Raw genomic sequence first — 15,273 nt, forward strand, 5'->3', positions numbered from 1 at the left:
ACACCCTTTCTTTCCAAACCTAATCATCTGTTTTATTTAACTTTTTATTTAAAGACTTTTCATCCTCTTGCTTTTTTTCTTTTTTTATCTCTACTTTAATAATAGAACTAATACCCTCATAAAGCTTAATTGTCACATCATAAGTTCCAAAAGCCTTTAAAGTCCCATGATGTATATCTATTTTTTTTCTCTCTATATCAAAGCCAAGTTTTAAAAGTTCATCAGCAATATTTAAACTGTTAACACTATGAAACAATTTGCCAGAATCATTAGATTTCATGAAAAATTCTAATTTAACAAGATCAAGCTTAGATTTCAAATCATTGGCCATTTGCCTTTTTGTTTCTTGCTTTTTTAATATTGATCTTCTTTTTTGATTAAAAATTTCAATATTATGTTTATTTGAAAAAACTGCAAAACCTTTGGGCAGCAAATAGTTTCTTGCAAATCCATCTCTTACCTCTACAGTATCTCCTTCTTTTCCAAGATTAATAAAATCTTCCTTTAAAATCACTTTCATAATTATCCCCCAAATAATTATTTTTTCACGAAAGGCAACAAAGCCATATATCTTGCCCGTTTAATTTCTAATGCCAAACGCCTTTGATGCTTAGCAGAAGTTCCAGTAATTCTTTTGGGTAAAATTTTACCTTGTTCGGTAATAAACTTTTTAAGAAAATCAAAATCCTTATAATCAGGATGTTTGCCAGAATCACAAAATTTACATGACTTTCTCTTAAAAAATCTGAAATTTGAATTTTTCTTAAAACCATCCTGCTGATTTTCAAATCTTGAATCTCTTTGATTTGCATCTCTATCTTTATACATAAACTTAAACTCCATTAAAAAGGTATATCTTCGTTAAATTTATCATCAACAATATCAATATCCTTAACTACATCTTCTTTTTTATGATTTGTCAAACTATTAATATCTGAATCTTGCATTTGCACAGTATTAGAACCTGAACTAAACATTTGCAAATTATCTACAAATATATTTACCTTACTTCTCTTGTCACCAGTATTCCTATCTTGCCAGCTTTCATATTTAAGAGATCCACTTACCACAACTTGTTTGCCCTTTTTCAAATAATCGTTGAGACTTTCGGCTCTTTTTGAAAAAATAACACAATCAAAATATTGTGGATAATCAATCCATTCATCATTTTTCTTCATTCTTCTATTATTAGCTACAGAAAACCTAAGAACAGCCATGCCACTTTCTGTATAAGAAAGCTCAGAATCTTTTGTAAGCCTACCAGACAATACCAATGAATTAATATCAGCCACTCTTTAAAACCCTCTTATTTTTCCTGAATATCTGTACTTTCAGAACCTGTTGTTGCTTCAACTTTAGAGGCGCCTTTAAGGCTGTCTTTGTCAACATTATCTCTAAATTCTCTAAAATTTCTTCTTTTGATTTTTTTAGTATTAATCTTTCTAACTATTTTAACCAAAATCATATACCTAAGCAAATTTTTAATTAACTTAAGCTTTGATTCAAGTTCTTTCAAGTTATTACCTTCCATATTAAATTCTATTATTTCATAACGACCTCTAGCCTGCTTTTTGATGGGATATTCTAAGGCCCTCTCTCCAATAAAATTGCTAACAATCTCGGTTGCACCAAAAAATTCTAAAGATTTTTTAACCTCTTCTAAAGAACCTTTATATTCAATTTCTTCACTTTTAAACAAAAAACATGCCTCATATCTTTTAATCATTACTAAAACTCCTTATGGTCTATCGCATTGCAAAATATGCAACAAAGGTTACTTAGTTAGTATATAAAAGAGACCAATTTTTTTCAACAATAAAAACTTTTTATAACACAAAAGGTAACTAAAAAATAATCTTAATCCTTAATCTTCTTCTAATTCGCTAATCTTATAAGTTTTTCCCGATTTGCCTTGCTTTTCAAGTTTTTTGTCTTCTTTCATTTCAATATAAGTCTTAAAGCCTTTTTTTACATTATCAACTGCAACCATAACACTGGCTTCAAAAAGACTCTTTGGAGAATAAGTATCAATAGCCTTTTTGATATAATAAACATTAGTTCCGTAAAAAAGCTGGACCTTACCATTAACAAGGGCTACTTTAAGAACTCCAGCCTCTTTAAGTAAATCATCATTAACAAGCTCTGTATTAACAACATCAACATGTAATCTTGTAGAACAAACATCAAGCTTTGTAATATTATCAAATCCACCAAGACCCTGAATTAAAAGATGAGCAATCCCCAGACTCTCTAGCTTGCCTTCTTGTCCTTCAAAAAATGGATCGTCTGTAACAAATATCTGAAAATCAAAATATCTATAAAGCCAACTAAAAGTAAAATAATAAAGAGCAAAAAATATTACCCCTAAAGGTAATACACTAATCCAATTTGTCTTAGAATTTCCTTGAAGTATTCCAAACATAAAAAAATCAAAAAATCCAGTAGAAAAGGTATTGCCAATAGTAACATCAAAAAAATTAGCAATCAACAATGCAAATCCCGAATAAGCGGCATGAACAAAATAAAGCAAAGGCGCTGTAAAAATAAATAAAAATTCTAAAGGCTCAGTTATTCCTGTTAAAAAAGCTGTCAAAGCCCCAGATAAAAGAAGCGCTGCAACCTTATTTTTATCTTCATGAACAATTCCCCTGTAAACCCCTAATGCTGCTCCAGGCAGTCCAAACATAATAGAGAGATAAAATCCGCTGCCAATCTTGGCAAAACCTGATGAAAATTTAACAAGTGATGGGTCTAATAACTGCTCATAAAATATATTCTTAAGACCCCTAACAGTATTGCCATTAACCATCTCTACTCCTCCCAAAGAAGTAAACTCAAAAGGAAAAGATAAAATAGAATGCAATCCCAAAGGCAATAAAAGCCTATTTAAAAATCCATAAAGAAAACTGCCAAAATATTCAAACTTAAAAACAAAAACGCCTAAAGATGTAATCAACTTGTCAAAACTTGACCAAATCAAACAAAAAAATATAGCCAAAATAACACAAAAAGGCAAAATTATTACTATGGGCACAAAATGGCACTCTGAAAAAAAACTAAAAGGTTTTGGAAGTTTCATATTATAAAATTTGTTATGCAAATAACCAACCACAAGGCCTACCGCCAAAGAACCTGCAATTCCCGTATTTAAAGTTTGAACACCCAAAAAATTTATACGCCCCACAGAAGACATTGCCTCTGCCTCAACAAGTCCTGAGAAAGTCTCAATAAAATAATTTTCGGTAATATTAAATGTTAAATAACCAATAAGACCCCCCAAAGCCGCTGTTCCTTGCCCCATTCTTGCAACTCCAATAGAAATTCCAATAGAAAAAATTAGGGGCATATTGAAAAGAATAGCATTGCCTATGGCCTTCATTAGGCCTAAAACATTTTGAATAAAAATCTTATCAACATAAACAATACTAGAAGAATTTGAAAATACAGATCCAATACCAATTAATACACACGAAACTGGTAAAATAGAAATGGGCACTCGCAGTGCTTTGGAAAATTTTTGCAAACTTGAAAAGTTAATTATTTTAATAAAATTAATCATGCTAAGCCTCTCCAATGCTAATTTCAGCAAACACTATTTATTATAAAGCTTTTTTTGCAAAAAAAAACCTACTTATCAAACAAGCCTAATAATAAGATTAGATAAATCAAGTAAGATTTAATTTGATCTTGAGAAAAACTTATAATTAAAGTAATGTATTATATATTTTTTATAAATAAATGATAAAACGGAGGTGAAGTTGTGCCTGGAGAAAATAAACTTAAAAATTACTCGTTAAGCGATGTTAATACAAGCAAAATACCAAAAAATGAACTTTTTAGTTCAATATCGCATCTTTTTGGAATTATCTTGTCTATTATTGGAACAACAATTCTTGTTACAATATCTACTCTTAAGAAAAAAGATTTACATGCACTTGTATTTTTTATTTACGGATTTTCAATGACCCTATTATATGTAATGAGCACTCTTTACCACATATTTCCAAAAGGAAGTAAACTAAAACAAATATTTAGAAAATTTGATCATATTTCAATATTTATCCTAATAGCAGGAACATATACTCCTGCATGTGCGATTCTTGTGCCAAACAAATCAGGAATAATAATCTTATGCATAGTGTGGAGTGTGGCTATAATTGGAATCATTTTTAAAGCAATATTTACAAATAGCCCTGGGTGGTTTAATGGATCTATATTTATAATCATGGGGTGGATCATCCTTTTTAAAATTAAACCCATTTACAAGGCCCTTAATGGAAAAGGATTTTTTTGGCTAGTTTTTGGTGGAATAGTATATACAATAGGCGGGATAGTATACGCATTAAGTAAAAAATTCAATCCAACAATTAATATGAAAATGCATGATGTATTTCATATTTTAATAATAATCGCATCAGCATCTCACTTCTGGCTTATGCTAAAATACATTTCTAATTTTTAATTAAATTTTAAAGTATATTAAAAAGACCTTTCAAATCGTTAAAAAGGCCCAAGCCAAAAAGAAATAGCCCAAAAAAAATACCAAAGCTATAAAAAGAATAAATGGTTTTTGCCTTAAATCTTTTTCCACGTAAAAGCTCAATAAAGCTGATAAAAATTTGTCCCCCGTCAAAAATAGGTATTATAATAAAAAATAGATTCATGCCAGCAAGAATTAAGCTCAAAAAAGAAATGCTATTGATCCAATATAATATTCCTAAAGAATAAGATGAAGAGAGAATGCCTACAATTCCAACAGGGCCTGATACACTCTTAGAGGTATTTAAAAAATTTGTTACTAATAAAAAAATAGAATACAAAATATCTTGCAAAGCATTTATAACCTTAAAAAAAGAATTTTTAATGGCACTTGAAACATTTTCTACTTTAACTATCCTTTTTAAAGGCGGTGAAAAATATATGCCAATCATCTTATTTTTATCATGAAATACTAATTTTGAAGAAAAAATCTCTCCATTTCTAGAAAACTTAATCTCCACAGCATCAGAATTTAAATTCTTAAGAAGATCATCTAAATCTCTTTTATTTTTCAAAAGAATATTATCAATGCTAATTATTTCGTCACCTGACTTCATTCCCGCAATCTTAGCAGGCGAATTTAAAACCACATCTGCTATCACAAGATCAACCCAAGGGCCAATTTCTTTTAAAAAATCTTGCAAACTAACAGTCTCTTTAAAAGTAATATTTTCTTTTTCCCTTAAAACATCAAATGTAACTGTAGATTTTTCCTCAGGAATAATTTTTCTTAAATCAGAAAAATATTCGGTTTTTTTATTATTAACCTTTAATATAACATCGCCGTCTCTAAATTTATCTTTTAAAAAAGAATCTTTATTTAAAACACTAACCCTTGAAGAATAATCAAAATATACAACACCCACCATACTTATAAAAATGAAAACAACAAATGAAAAAATCAAATTAAATAAAGGACCTGCAAAATATATTAAAATTTTTTTAAAATGTGAAATTCCAAATAAAGAATCTTTATCTGCTTTTAATTCTTTATTTGCTTTAAGTTCCTTTTCTAAGTGATCAAATCCCTTAAGCTTACAATATCCTCCTAGAAGAATTGGAGAAAGTCTATACTCAGTATTATTAATTTTAAACTTTAATATGCTGGGGCCTATACCCACAGAAAAAACTTCAACCTTAACTTTGAAAAGTTTGGCAAATAAAAAGTGCCCTAGTTCATGAATAAATATTATAAAACTAAGAGCCAGCACACTAAAAAAAATATACATAAATTCCCTCCAAAAATCACTAAGATAAGTATAAATAAAATATTGGGCCTGTCAAAAGAAAAGAGTCAATAGAATCAAGGGCCCCACCTCTACCAGGAACAATTTTCCCAGAATCTTTTACTCCAGCACTTCGTTTTAATCCCGATTCAAACAAGTCGCCAATAATGGTAAAAACTCCAATCAAAATGCCCAAAATAATAGATTCTCCATAGCTTAAATTTATTAATCTAAAAACCACTGCAAATATAGCAGTAAACACAGAAAACAAAATGCCCCCCAAAAACCCCATTAATGTTTTATTTGGGCTAATAATAGTAGGACGATAACTGTTTTTCCCTAAAAAATAACCAAAAAGATATGCAAAAGTATCATTTCCACTTACCATAGCAAAAAGTATTAACATTAAAAATGGCGCCTTAGGTAAAGTTGTAATAGAAACTGTAAAAGACATTAATGAACCGGGATATATAAGTATAAAAAGTATTGACGATGCTTGAGACAAAAAATTTCCAATCTCATGTTCTTTAATAAACACCAAATTAACAATCCAATTGCTAAAAACTAAAGCTATAACCAAGTAATATATTAAATTCATGCCTAAATAAAAAACATTAAAATGGATATACGTTAAAATTGGGGGAACAAATCCCAAAAAAAAAGATAATATGCTCGAAAGTCCTGACGATTTGAATTTTAATTTTAATAAATCATTAACTTCTTTTGCCGCAAAACCACTAAATATAAAAATTAAAATATTAAGGAATAAATAATTTTTAAAATCAAAAAATATTAAAAATAAAATCAAAGGAACAAAAAATAGAAATGTTCCCAACCTTGCAAAAAAAGCAAATCTATTAATCTTACTCAATAAATCATCTCCCAAAATTTCTTTTTCTAAATTGAAAACATTCCAAATCCTTACTATATCTATTGTCACAATATTCAGGCCACAAAACATTTGAAAAAATCAATTCAGAATAAGCAATCCTCCATAAGAAAAAATTACTTATTCTAATATTTCCACCTGTACGTATTAAAAGATCAAGATCGGGAAGCTCTGGATTATCCAAAAAACTGGAAAAAGTATTCTCATTTAAAGAATCTAAATCAAAATCACTTGAAACAAATTTTTTAACAGCTCTAAGTATTTCACTGCGACCCCCATAATTGATTGCTAAATTTAAAATAAGGTTATTGAAATTTTTAGAAAAGCTAATAGAATCTTTTATAGAACTTTTTACTTCTTCGCTCAAAGACTCAACATCTCCTGAAACTATTATTTTTATTCCATTTTTTTTGTAAAAATCAAATTCAGCTCTCAAGTAGTTAGCAATTAAAAACATCAACTTTTCTATCTCGCAAGCATCCCTTTTCCAATTCTCAGTAGAAAATACATAAAAGGATAAATGCTTAATGCCTATCCTTAAAGAATACTTAACTATTTCTTTTGCTCTTTTTAGACCCTCTTTATAACCCTCCAAAGAAGACAATCCTTTGCTTAAAGCCCACCTTCTATTGCCATCCATAATGATTCCAACATGACTTGGAAGAGAACCTTTATTCATGGATTTAAGCTTCCATTATTGCTTGAATTTTAGATTCTAAAATAGAATCAATCTTTTTGATATAAATATCTGTAGATTTCTGAATATCATCTAAAATTCTTTTTAAACTGTCCTCTGTAATTTCCGATTCTTTTTCTTGCTTTTTAACCTTATTGTTTAAATCCTGTCGTATATTTCTAGTTGAAATTTTATGCTCTTCTGCTATTTTTTTAGCATGCTTTACAATCTCTTGCCGCCTTTCACTAGTTAAAGCGGGAACCTTAATTCTAATAACTGAACCATCACTTGAAGGATTCATAGAAAGATCAGAATTAAGTATGGCTTGCTCTATTTTATTTAAAATGCTTTTATCCCAAGGCTGAATAACAACAAGCCTTGCTTCAGGAATTCTAATACTTGACACCTGGTTTATAGGTGTTCTTTGGCCATGGTATTGAATAAAAATTTTATCAAAAATATTGCTACTAATTCTACCTGTTCTTAACGTTTTATATTCATTATCAAGCGATAAAAGAACTTTGCTCATCTTTTCATCTAGAAAAGCCCTATAATCTTCCATATAAACTACTCCTTGCCGATAAAAAGCAGTACATTATCTACCCTATTCTTAAATACTTAAACTCAACTATTTCTATCTTGCTTGAAATTGATTTTGAAATCTCTTCAAGCATTTCCTTTACAGTAATTTTATCATTCTTTACAAAACTTTGTTCAAGAAGAGAAATCTCAGCAAGATGTTTTTTGATTTTTCCTGCAACTATACCTTTGACTATACCTTCTGGCTTACCACTAGATTTTAATTGTTTAGTAAATATTTCTTCTTGTTCTTTAATATAATTTGGACAAACATCATCATTTTTCAAATAAACAGGAGCAAAAGCAGCCACATGCAAAGCCAAATCCATGGCAAAATTTTGAAACATTTTATCTTCGGTTTTAGAAAAATCATCTACTTTTAATTTGACTAAAACACCAATCTTGGATTGTTCACCATGCAAATAAATTTTTACAAATTCATTAGATTGAATTTCGGTAATAAAAATTTTTTTAACCTGAATATTTTCTTTTATTGTAGCTGCTAAATTTTTAAGCTCTAACTCTTGAGAAGTAGTTAAAGAATCTCTCCCGCTTACTACCAATTCCTTAATCAAAGAATTTCCAAAATTAACAAAATTATGATTTAAAGCAACAAAGTCTGTTTCACAAGAAACAAGTAAAAGCCCAGCATGAATATTATTTGAATATGAGAATACTCTGCCTTCTTTTGCATCTCGATCAAGTCTTTTCTCAGCAGATGCAATTCCCATTTCTCTAAGTTTCTTTTTAGCCAATTCAAAGTCTCCACCAGCAGCAGACAAAGCTTTTTTACAATCTCCAAAACCGGCATTGGTTTCTTCTCGAAGTTTTTTTACATCTTGAGGACTAATAATGCTCATAAATTACTCTCCCCTTTCTTCAATAGAATCACTTTTGTCATTTTTAATTTCAATTTCTTTCATCAAATCTTCTTCATTTAAATTTTCAATTATCTGAATACCAACCTCTTTATCACTTTCTAAAATAGCATCAGATATTATTTTGGTAAACAAAGCAACAGAACGAATCGCATCATCATTACCAGGAATTGGACAATCAATAACATCTGGATTACAATTCGTATCAACCACAGAAATAATGGGGATTTTTAATTTTCTAGCTTCATTAATAGCTATCTGTTCTCGCTTAGGATCAATGATAAAAATAGCACCAGGAAGTGTTTCCATATCCTTGATACCTGTTAAATTTTTAGCTAATTTTGATTTTTCACGATTAAGTTGTGAAATTTCTTTTTTACTTATCATATCAAAAGTTCCATCAACTTCCATCTTTTCTAGCTTTTTTAATTTTTGAACAGATTTTCTAATCGTATTAAAATTAGAAAGCATGCCCCCAAGCCATCTATTGTTCACATATGGCATATCACTTCTTCTTGCTTCTTGTTCTATTATCTCGCTAGCTTGCTTTTTGGTTCCAACAAAAAGCACCTTTTTACCATCTTTTATTACCCTTTGAACAAGCTCATAAGAATCTTTAATGCCCTGTAAAGTCTTTTGAAGATCTAAAATATGTATTTCATTTCTCTCAGAAAAAATAAATCTTTTCATCCTAGGATCAAGTCTTTTTACTTGATGACCAAAATGAACTCCGGCCTCCAATAGGCTCTTCATCGTAACAATTGCCAAATCAACCTCCTATTATCCTTCTCTTTTACTCACCATGAAAACACACGGCGGAAATTATCCCTTCTTTTATAAGAATATAATAAAACAATCCAATTAATAAGTCCACCTCATTAAAAATAAACACCATTCCCTTTAATAAAATTATCAACAAATTATACTAATAAAAAATATTAAAAGCTAAGTTAATATCCAACTCTTTTAAAAATCATTCTTTTATAAATCGTTCTTATTTCTTTCAGAGAATTTAATCAAACCTATTAAAATAATTGACCCCAAAATAGGAAATAAATAAATAACAAAATCTATTTGCCTTTCATAATAATCAGAATAGAAAAAAGGAATAAAAAATAGAAATATAATTCCACCTAAAAAGCTTATTAAATAAACTACTAAAAACTTAAAATTCAATATGTTTAAAAACATAACAAAAAAGCTTACCAAAAAAGAAATAACAATGTTTGTTAAAATTAAATGAGAAAAAAATACTATCATGCTTCCTCTTAAAAATAACTAATCAGATAAACTAAATCCTGACAAATCTCCAAGATTAATAAGAACGCTATAAGCATCATCAACAATGCTGCCCACACCCATAACAAAAATTGCCAAATTATACTTAGGGGCAATATCTTTTGTAAAAAAATCCTCATTTATATGTTTTAGATCAATTGGCCTTTTTTCTTTGTCTGAAAAATTGGACTTTTTAATAGATTTTGAAAAACCCACATATTCTCCTTTGTCAATATAGGACCTATATATGTTTTTCTTCTCAAGAATAGCAGATGAAGAAGTAATTCCATTTTTCACAATAATGAAAGCCTCACCAGGAACATCCTTTCTTAATTCCCCAAAATTTATTTCAAAATATAAAGGCAACTTGTTATCTACCCATTCTTTATTTAATTTAAAAACAGGTTTACCCGAATAAACAGTAGAACTCAAATTTATTTTATAAAATCCTCTATTATTAAATTCACTAACATTGTCAAAAACACCCTTTAAGGCCTCAAAATCTTTTTCTACGCTTTTTTGAAAACTACTTATGTGATAATTGGCACCTTCCGGATAAAATTTGTAATATATATCAAAACCTCTTAATTTACCAGCTGCTTGATTGGAAAAATAACCTGCTGGTAAAAAAAAAGCTACAGAATCTCTTGAAATTCGATTGTCAACCTTTTCTGGTGAAGGAAGTATTAAAATATTGTCAAGACCACATCCAAAAAACCCCATACAAAATACAAAATATAAGATAAAAAAAATTATAAAACCTCCCCCAAAATATACAAATTAATTTTGCTTAAGTTCTAAAATTTTATTATTTGCTATATTTATATACAAATTATTTTCATACGGGAACTTAACAATCTCTTCATATACTTTCACAGCAAGATCTTTATCTTTTTCTTCAATCAATATTGCCTTACTCAAAAGAGCTCTTACCTTTAAAAAATCCAAATTAGTACTATTGATAAGATCTTCATAAACTAACAAAGCGTCTTCTTTTAATCCCATTTTTTCATAAACTGCAGCTTTATTAAGAACAGCAATTTCACTTTCAACACCTTTTGCCTTAATAACAATATCTAAATCCTTAATAGCCTCATCATACTGTGCTTGGCTTTGGAAATAAACAGCTCTGGCCAAATAAAACCTTGAAATAAAATAAGATGAAATTTCTTTTTCCTTTGCAATAAGTTCTTTTATCCTAAGAAATATTTTTTCTCTCTCTTTAGCATCATTTTCTTTTAAATAATCATTTAAATCTTTTTCAAGATTTTCTACTATTTCTCCGCCACTCTTTACATAATCTTTACCTAAAGAATTATAAAAAACAACAATAACAGATATAAACACAAAAATAATAGCAACAAAGAAAAATAAAAGTTTATTTTTAGCCATTATTCATCCCTCTTTAGCAAATTTTCAAATGGCTTATAAGATTCCTCATCATTGCCCTTAAATAAATAAGAAGAAATCTCTTCTCTTGATCTTTGATTTTCATACTCCCTATAAGAGAGCAGAACCGATTTGTCTTTAGAGTCAATGCTTGTTATTACCACCTTAAGTTTGTCTCCAACATTTAATTTTTCGAAAGTTTCTAAACTAGATTCTTTTGTATCTCCCAATTGAATTTTACTAATAAATCCCATTATTTTATTATAAACTCTTACTTGAAAGCCTTTTGATTTTTTCTCTACAATCTCAACTTCAATAGCATCGCCTTTTTTATAGCTTTTAGAAAAATCTTCCCAAGGACTTTCTTCTAGCTGTTTAATTCCTAATCTAACATTCCTCTTTCGTCTGTCAACCTCAAGCACTTTGCCATTAACTAAATCACCTATCTTGAAATATTCTTCAGGATCAATCTCTTCAAGCCAAGAAATATCAAACTTGCTAACATAAGCATCTATACCTTCTTCAATATTCACAAAGGCACCCGCCTTTGTAATATTAGTAACAACTCCTTGAACAACTCTCCCAATAGGATATTTCTCAGTTAATCTCTCCCAGGGATTCTCATTGATCTGTTTAATGCCTAGGGATATTTTTTGATTTTCTTTATCTATCTCTAAAACCTTAACTTCTACAATCTGGCCAAGTTTTATTAATTCTTGAGGGCTTTTTATTACTCTTATCCAAGAAAAATTACTTATATGCAAAAATCCTGACAATTCACTGTCAAGCTCAATAACAGCCCCAAAGGGCAAAATTTTTACAACTTTCCCTTTTACAATGCTATCAATTTTATATTTAACATCTACAGAATCCCAAGGATTTGCTTTTAAAGCCTTAAGAGACAATTCCATTTTGCCTGTTTGTGGGCTTATCTTAATAATTTTCAACTTTAGCTTATCACCAACTCTAACAAAATCTTCAATATTTTCAACTTGATTAAAGGCAATATTTCTTTTATGCAAAATTCCTGTAACAAAATTTTTAATTTTTACAATAGCACCATATTCTGTAATACGCTCAACAACACCATCAACAATATCTTCTTCATTGTAAGAACTTACTAGCTCTATTCTCTTAGCGAGATCTCTTTCTTTTTCTAAAGTGCGTCTATCAAGAATAAGTCTCAAACCGTCCGCTTCGCTTGCTTCAAGGATATAAAATTCAACAACAGAACCTCTTTTTAATTTTTCATCCTTGGACTTAGAGCTTAAATAAAAAGGCATAAAGCCAGAAACATTTTCATTAATTTGAATCTTATAACCATTTGGAAGTTCAACCAACACCTTGCCTTTAATTACTTTTTTATTTTGAATATATTCATATACTTTATCTTGAAAATTTAAAGAATCAAGCTTTTCAACACTTAAAATAAGACCCAATTCTCCGCCCATTCTTACAACGATTGCTTCAAGTTTATCACCAATTTTGGGAACATTTTCAAATTCTTCAATCTTGATAAAGCCTTCCGATTTATAACCAATATCTACTAGAACATAATCCTTCATAATATTAACAACCGTCCCAGAAACACGACTTCCAAGTTCTACTCTTTCAAGTACTTTCAAATAATTTTCTTGTAAATCTTTTTGATTTTCCATTCTCACCTCTCTCTTACTTTTTTCAAATTAAACTTTTTTATTATAATATTACACACATCGTCTAATCCTTTGTAGCTTGTATCAAGGTAAAAAACCCCTTTTGATAATTTTAACTTACCATATTGCTTTTTCTTGTCAACATCATCTCTTCTTTTAAGAGTGTGCTTTAATTCTTCTAAAGTCTCATTCCCATTTCTTTGCTTATATCGCCTCAAAGCTCGAACTTTAACAGAAGCATCAAGATATATTTTAAATTCAGATTCTGGAAAAACTACAGTAGTAATATCTCTACCTTCTATTATATAATTATCATTGCTAAATTTAACAACCTCTCTCAATTTTTTATTTACAATATTTCTTATTCCAACATAAGAAGAATAAAAAGAAACTTGAAAATCAATCTTATCGTTTAAAATTTGATTTTCAACATTCTCTCCATTAAGCAAAAAGGTGGAATTATTAAAACTTATATCATTCTCAATAATCAAATCTAAAAGACTATCTTCACTAATAAAATCGCTACTACTCATAAGAGATCTTTGAGCAATTAAAGTTATTATCCTATAAAGATGTCCAGAACTGATAAATTTATAGTTCAGCCTTACACCAAGCTCTCTTGCAATTGAGCTTTTTCCTGATGCTGAAGGCCCATCAATTGCTATTATCATTTAATTTCTCCAGCTTGGATTTCAAACTATTTATCTTAGACAAAGGAACAATTTTTACTTGGCCTTCCTTTAAACTATCCAAATTAATATTGCCAATTCTAATTCTATGAATTTTTTTTAAAAAAATATTTTTGCTCAAAAACACTTTTCTTATTTCTCTATTTTTTCCTTCGTCTAAAATCAATCTAGCAGAATTTTTATTTAAAATTTCATAAGATTTTAATTTAAAAAATTCTTTTTTTACCTTTATACCCGATTTAAAAGAAATAAGCAAATTTTCATCAATATCTTTTTTTGATTCAATAATATATTCTCTTTCAACTTTTCGCCTTGGGTGAATAATATCATTTGCAAATTTACCATCATTGGTGAATAATAAAAGTCCAGAGCTTTTAAAATCAAGTCTACCAATTGAAAACACACGCTCTTTAAATAAAGGTTGAACTAAAGATATTGCTAACTTTCTTCCATTAACATCAAAATTGGAACATAAGTAATTTTTAGGCTTGTTAAGAGCTAGATAAATTTTATTATTACTTTGAAAATCTTTAAAAACAAAAATCTGTTTTTTATAAATTATTCTGTCTCCTAAAGCCACTTTATCTCCAAGCTTAGCAATAGCGTTATTAACTCTTACAAGCTTCTTTTTTATCAGCTCCTCGCAAAATCTTCTTGACCCTACTCCCTTTTCAGCTAAAAAAACGTGAACTCTGGGGGTTTTAAGTGCAATCATTAATTTTACAACCTCGATACAACACTAATTTATGATTCAAATATCCTAAATTTACAATATTAAGCATTTTGCACTCAAGAGATACTAAAAAATAAGAAAATCTCTCAAAAGAATAATTATCGACATTTAAATCTAAAAGAGAATCAAAAATTACACTATTCTCTTTATTTAAAATAGAAATAATTTTCATCTTTTTTTCAAAAATTTTCAATTCATATTTATTGCAAAAAGGTTTAAATTTTTTATCACACAAAAAATTTTTATTAATAACTTTTTTCTTTAATGCGTCAGACTTTCTCTTCAAATTTTTCCTTTTATTATTATCATTAGCAATAACATTAATATTTTTAACAGAATTCTTACTACTGCTAGAAATAAACTTTTCAATCATTTTTGAGTCATAAAATTTAAAATTCTTTGTTTGACTTAATTGTAATTTTTTATTTTCTCTATTTTTGCCATAACATATTAATTTTTGAACTTTGCGATCAGCCTTATCTTCATATTCAAGCTTAAGTGGAAATAAAATTTGAGATTTCCAATAAAACAAATTATTAGCAAGATAAAAAAAATCGATTAATCCCCTAATGCTTATATTAAGGTCACCTGAAACAGCTATAAATTGTTCAATTATTTGATTTAAACTCAAAGTCTTAAGGATATGTCTATTCATACTAACATATTCAAAAAAAAGCTCTATTCCGCCCGTAAAATTATCAAGGCTGATAGAGTAACTATCCAATTCAGACATTTAAATTTT

Annotated in this window: 19 protein-coding genes; 1 reads left to right on the forward strand and 18 read right to left on the reverse strand. The window is 28.7% G+C overall.

Annotation, left to right across the window (positions count from 1 at the left end):
- Positions 1 to 19 precede the first annotated feature (19 nt).
- The 5 genes from rplI to QIA46_RS00570 form a co-directional block, all read right to left on the reverse strand.
- Positions 20 to 520 (reverse strand): 50S ribosomal protein L9, encoded by a 501-nt coding sequence (gene rplI, locus QIA46_RS00550; RefSeq protein ID WP_317268072.1) that lies wholly within the window; start codon positions 518 to 520, stop codon positions 20 to 22.
- A gap of 17 nt (positions 521 to 537) precedes the next feature.
- Entirely contained in the window at positions 538 to 828 is a 291-nt protein-coding gene (gene rpsR, locus QIA46_RS00555) for a 30S ribosomal protein S18 (protein WP_014023370.1), read from the reverse strand.
- Between the two features lie 14 nt (positions 829 to 842).
- Positions 843 to 1,292 (reverse strand): single-stranded DNA-binding protein, encoded by a 450-nt coding sequence (locus QIA46_RS00560; RefSeq protein WP_071892023.1) that lies wholly within the window; start codon positions 1,290 to 1,292, stop codon positions 843 to 845.
- Between the two features lie 14 nt (positions 1,293 to 1,306).
- The gene (gene rpsF / locus QIA46_RS00565; RefSeq protein ID WP_317268073.1) at positions 1,307 to 1,726 is read right to left on the reverse strand and encodes a 30S ribosomal protein S6; all 420 of its coding nucleotides are present in this window, start codon (positions 1,724 to 1,726) and stop codon (positions 1,307 to 1,309) included.
- 138 nt (positions 1,727 to 1,864) lie between these two features.
- Complete coding sequence (locus QIA46_RS00570) at positions 1,865 to 3,559, reverse strand: PTS transporter subunit EIIC (RefSeq protein WP_317268074.1); 1,695 nt, start codon at positions 3,557 to 3,559, stop codon at positions 1,865 to 1,867.
- A gap of 201 nt (positions 3,560 to 3,760) precedes the next feature.
- On the opposite strand from QIA46_RS00570, the gene trhA reads away from it, so the two are divergent.
- Positions 3,761 to 4,462, forward strand: a complete 702-nt coding sequence (gene trhA, locus QIA46_RS00575) for a PAQR family membrane homeostasis protein TrhA (RefSeq protein ID WP_317268075.1) — start codon at positions 3,761 to 3,763, stop codon at positions 4,460 to 4,462.
- Between the two features lie 7 nt (positions 4,463 to 4,469).
- Here the strand turns inward: trhA and rseP are convergent, their stop codons facing one another.
- The 13 genes from rseP to QIA46_RS00640 form a co-directional block, all read right to left on the reverse strand.
- On the reverse strand, positions 4,470 to 5,768 hold the full coding sequence (gene rseP, locus QIA46_RS00580) for an RIP metalloprotease RseP (RefSeq protein ID WP_317268076.1): 1,299 nt from the start codon (positions 5,766 to 5,768) through the stop codon (positions 4,470 to 4,472).
- Positions 5,769 to 5,787: 19 nt separating this feature from the next.
- Positions 5,788 to 6,651 (reverse strand): phosphatidate cytidylyltransferase, encoded by an 864-nt coding sequence (locus QIA46_RS00585; RefSeq protein WP_317268557.1) that lies wholly within the window; start codon positions 6,649 to 6,651, stop codon positions 5,788 to 5,790.
- The gene (gene uppS, locus QIA46_RS00590; RefSeq protein WP_317268077.1) at positions 6,641 to 7,333 is read right to left on the reverse strand and encodes a polyprenyl diphosphate synthase; all 693 of its coding nucleotides are present in this window, start codon (positions 7,331 to 7,333) and stop codon (positions 6,641 to 6,643) included. Before uppS ends, QIA46_RS00585 begins: the two co-directional genes overlap by 11 nt.
- A gap of 4 nt (positions 7,334 to 7,337) precedes the next feature.
- Positions 7,338 to 7,892, reverse strand: a complete 555-nt coding sequence (gene frr / locus QIA46_RS00595; RefSeq protein ID WP_317268078.1) for a ribosome recycling factor — start codon at positions 7,890 to 7,892, stop codon at positions 7,338 to 7,340.
- 37 nt (positions 7,893 to 7,929) lie between these two features.
- The gene (gene tsf, locus QIA46_RS00600; protein ID WP_317268079.1) at positions 7,930 to 8,769 is read right to left on the reverse strand and encodes a translation elongation factor Ts; all 840 of its coding nucleotides are present in this window, start codon (positions 8,767 to 8,769) and stop codon (positions 7,930 to 7,932) included.
- A 3-nt stretch (positions 8,770 to 8,772) separates the two neighbouring features.
- The gene (gene rpsB, locus QIA46_RS00605; protein ID WP_002656067.1) at positions 8,773 to 9,555 is read right to left on the reverse strand and encodes a 30S ribosomal protein S2; all 783 of its coding nucleotides are present in this window, start codon (positions 9,553 to 9,555) and stop codon (positions 8,773 to 8,775) included.
- A gap of 213 nt (positions 9,556 to 9,768) precedes the next feature.
- Positions 9,769 to 10,047, reverse strand: a complete 279-nt coding sequence (locus tag QIA46_RS00610) for a hypothetical protein (RefSeq protein WP_317268080.1) — start codon at positions 10,045 to 10,047, stop codon at positions 9,769 to 9,771.
- An 18-nt stretch (positions 10,048 to 10,065) separates the two neighbouring features.
- A complete protein-coding gene (locus QIA46_RS00615; protein WP_317268081.1) occupies positions 10,066 to 10,788 on the reverse strand; it encodes a hypothetical protein in 723 nt (240 codons plus the stop codon).
- 57 nt (positions 10,789 to 10,845) lie between these two features.
- Positions 10,846 to 11,457: a hypothetical protein gene (locus QIA46_RS00620; protein WP_317268082.1), complete on the reverse strand. Its 612-nt coding sequence runs from the start codon at positions 11,455 to 11,457 to the stop codon at positions 10,846 to 10,848.
- Complete coding sequence (locus tag QIA46_RS00625) at positions 11,457 to 13,112, reverse strand: 30S ribosomal protein S1 (protein WP_317268083.1); 1,656 nt, start codon at positions 13,110 to 13,112, stop codon at positions 11,457 to 11,459. Before QIA46_RS00625 ends, QIA46_RS00620 begins: the two co-directional genes overlap by 1 nt.
- Positions 13,113 to 13,114: 2 nt before the next feature.
- Positions 13,115 to 13,780 (reverse strand): (d)CMP kinase, encoded by a 666-nt coding sequence (cmk, locus tag QIA46_RS00630; RefSeq protein WP_317268084.1) that lies wholly within the window; start codon positions 13,778 to 13,780, stop codon positions 13,115 to 13,117.
- On the reverse strand, positions 13,764 to 14,513 hold the full coding sequence (locus QIA46_RS00635; protein WP_317268085.1) for a pseudouridine synthase: 750 nt from the start codon (positions 14,511 to 14,513) through the stop codon (positions 13,764 to 13,766). The genes cmk and QIA46_RS00635 overlap by 17 nt, the downstream gene beginning before the upstream one ends.
- Positions 14,500 to 15,264, reverse strand: coding sequence for a hypothetical protein (locus tag QIA46_RS00640; RefSeq protein WP_317268086.1), 765 nt, complete (start codon positions 15,262 to 15,264; stop codon positions 14,500 to 14,502). The genes QIA46_RS00635 and QIA46_RS00640 overlap by 14 nt, the downstream gene beginning before the upstream one ends.
- Between the last annotated feature and the right edge of the window lie 9 nt (positions 15,265 to 15,273).

The organism is Borreliella carolinensis (assembly GCF_032595855.2).
Classification (GTDB): Bacteria; Spirochaetota; Spirochaetia; order Borreliales; family Borreliaceae; genus Borreliella; species Borreliella carolinensis.

Coding starts and splice junctions, on each gene's coding strand:
- rseP (WP_317268076.1), bottom strand. CDS start 5,768: ATGTATATTTTTTTTAGTGTGCTGGCTCTTAGTTTTATAATATTTATT.
- cmk (WP_317268084.1), bottom strand. CDS start 13,780: ATGATAATAGCAATTGATGGGCCTTCAGCATCAGGAAAAAGCTCAATT.
- rplI (WP_317268072.1), bottom strand. CDS start 520: ATGAAAGTGATTTTAAAGGAAGATTTTATTAATCTTGGAAAAGAAGGA.
- QIA46_RS00640 (WP_317268086.1), bottom strand. CDS start 15,264: ATGTCTGAATTGGATAGTTACTCTATCAGCCTTGATAATTTTACGGGC.
- frr (WP_317268078.1), bottom strand. CDS start 7,892: ATGGAAGATTATAGGGCTTTTCTAGATGAAAAGATGAGCAAAGTTCTT.
- rpsF (WP_317268073.1), bottom strand. CDS start 1,726: ATGATTAAAAGATATGAGGCATGTTTTTTGTTTAAAAGTGAAGAAATT.
- QIA46_RS00570 (WP_317268074.1), bottom strand. CDS start 3,559: ATGATTAATTTTATTAAAATAATTAACTTTTCAAGTTTGCAAAAATTT.
- tsf (WP_317268079.1), bottom strand. CDS start 8,769: ATGAGCATTATTAGTCCTCAAGATGTAAAAAAACTTCGAGAAGAAACC.
- QIA46_RS00625 (WP_317268083.1), bottom strand. CDS start 13,112: ATGGAAAATCAAAAAGATTTACAAGAAAATTATTTGAAAGTACTTGAA.
- rpsR (WP_014023370.1), bottom strand. CDS start 828: ATGTATAAAGATAGAGATGCAAATCAAAGAGATTCAAGATTTGAAAAT.
- QIA46_RS00620 (WP_317268082.1), bottom strand. CDS start 11,457: ATGGCTAAAAATAAACTTTTATTTTTCTTTGTTGCTATTATTTTTGTG.
- QIA46_RS00615 (WP_317268081.1), bottom strand. CDS start 10,788: ATGGGGTTTTTTGGATGTGGTCTTGACAATATTTTAATACTTCCTTCA.
- uppS (WP_317268077.1), bottom strand. CDS start 7,333: ATGAATAAAGGTTCTCTTCCAAGTCATGTTGGAATCATTATGGATGGC.
- QIA46_RS00610 (WP_317268080.1), bottom strand. CDS start 10,047: ATGATAGTATTTTTTTCTCATTTAATTTTAACAAACATTGTTATTTCT.
- QIA46_RS00635 (WP_317268085.1), bottom strand. CDS start 14,513: ATGATTGCACTTAAAACCCCCAGAGTTCACGTTTTTTTAGCTGAAAAG.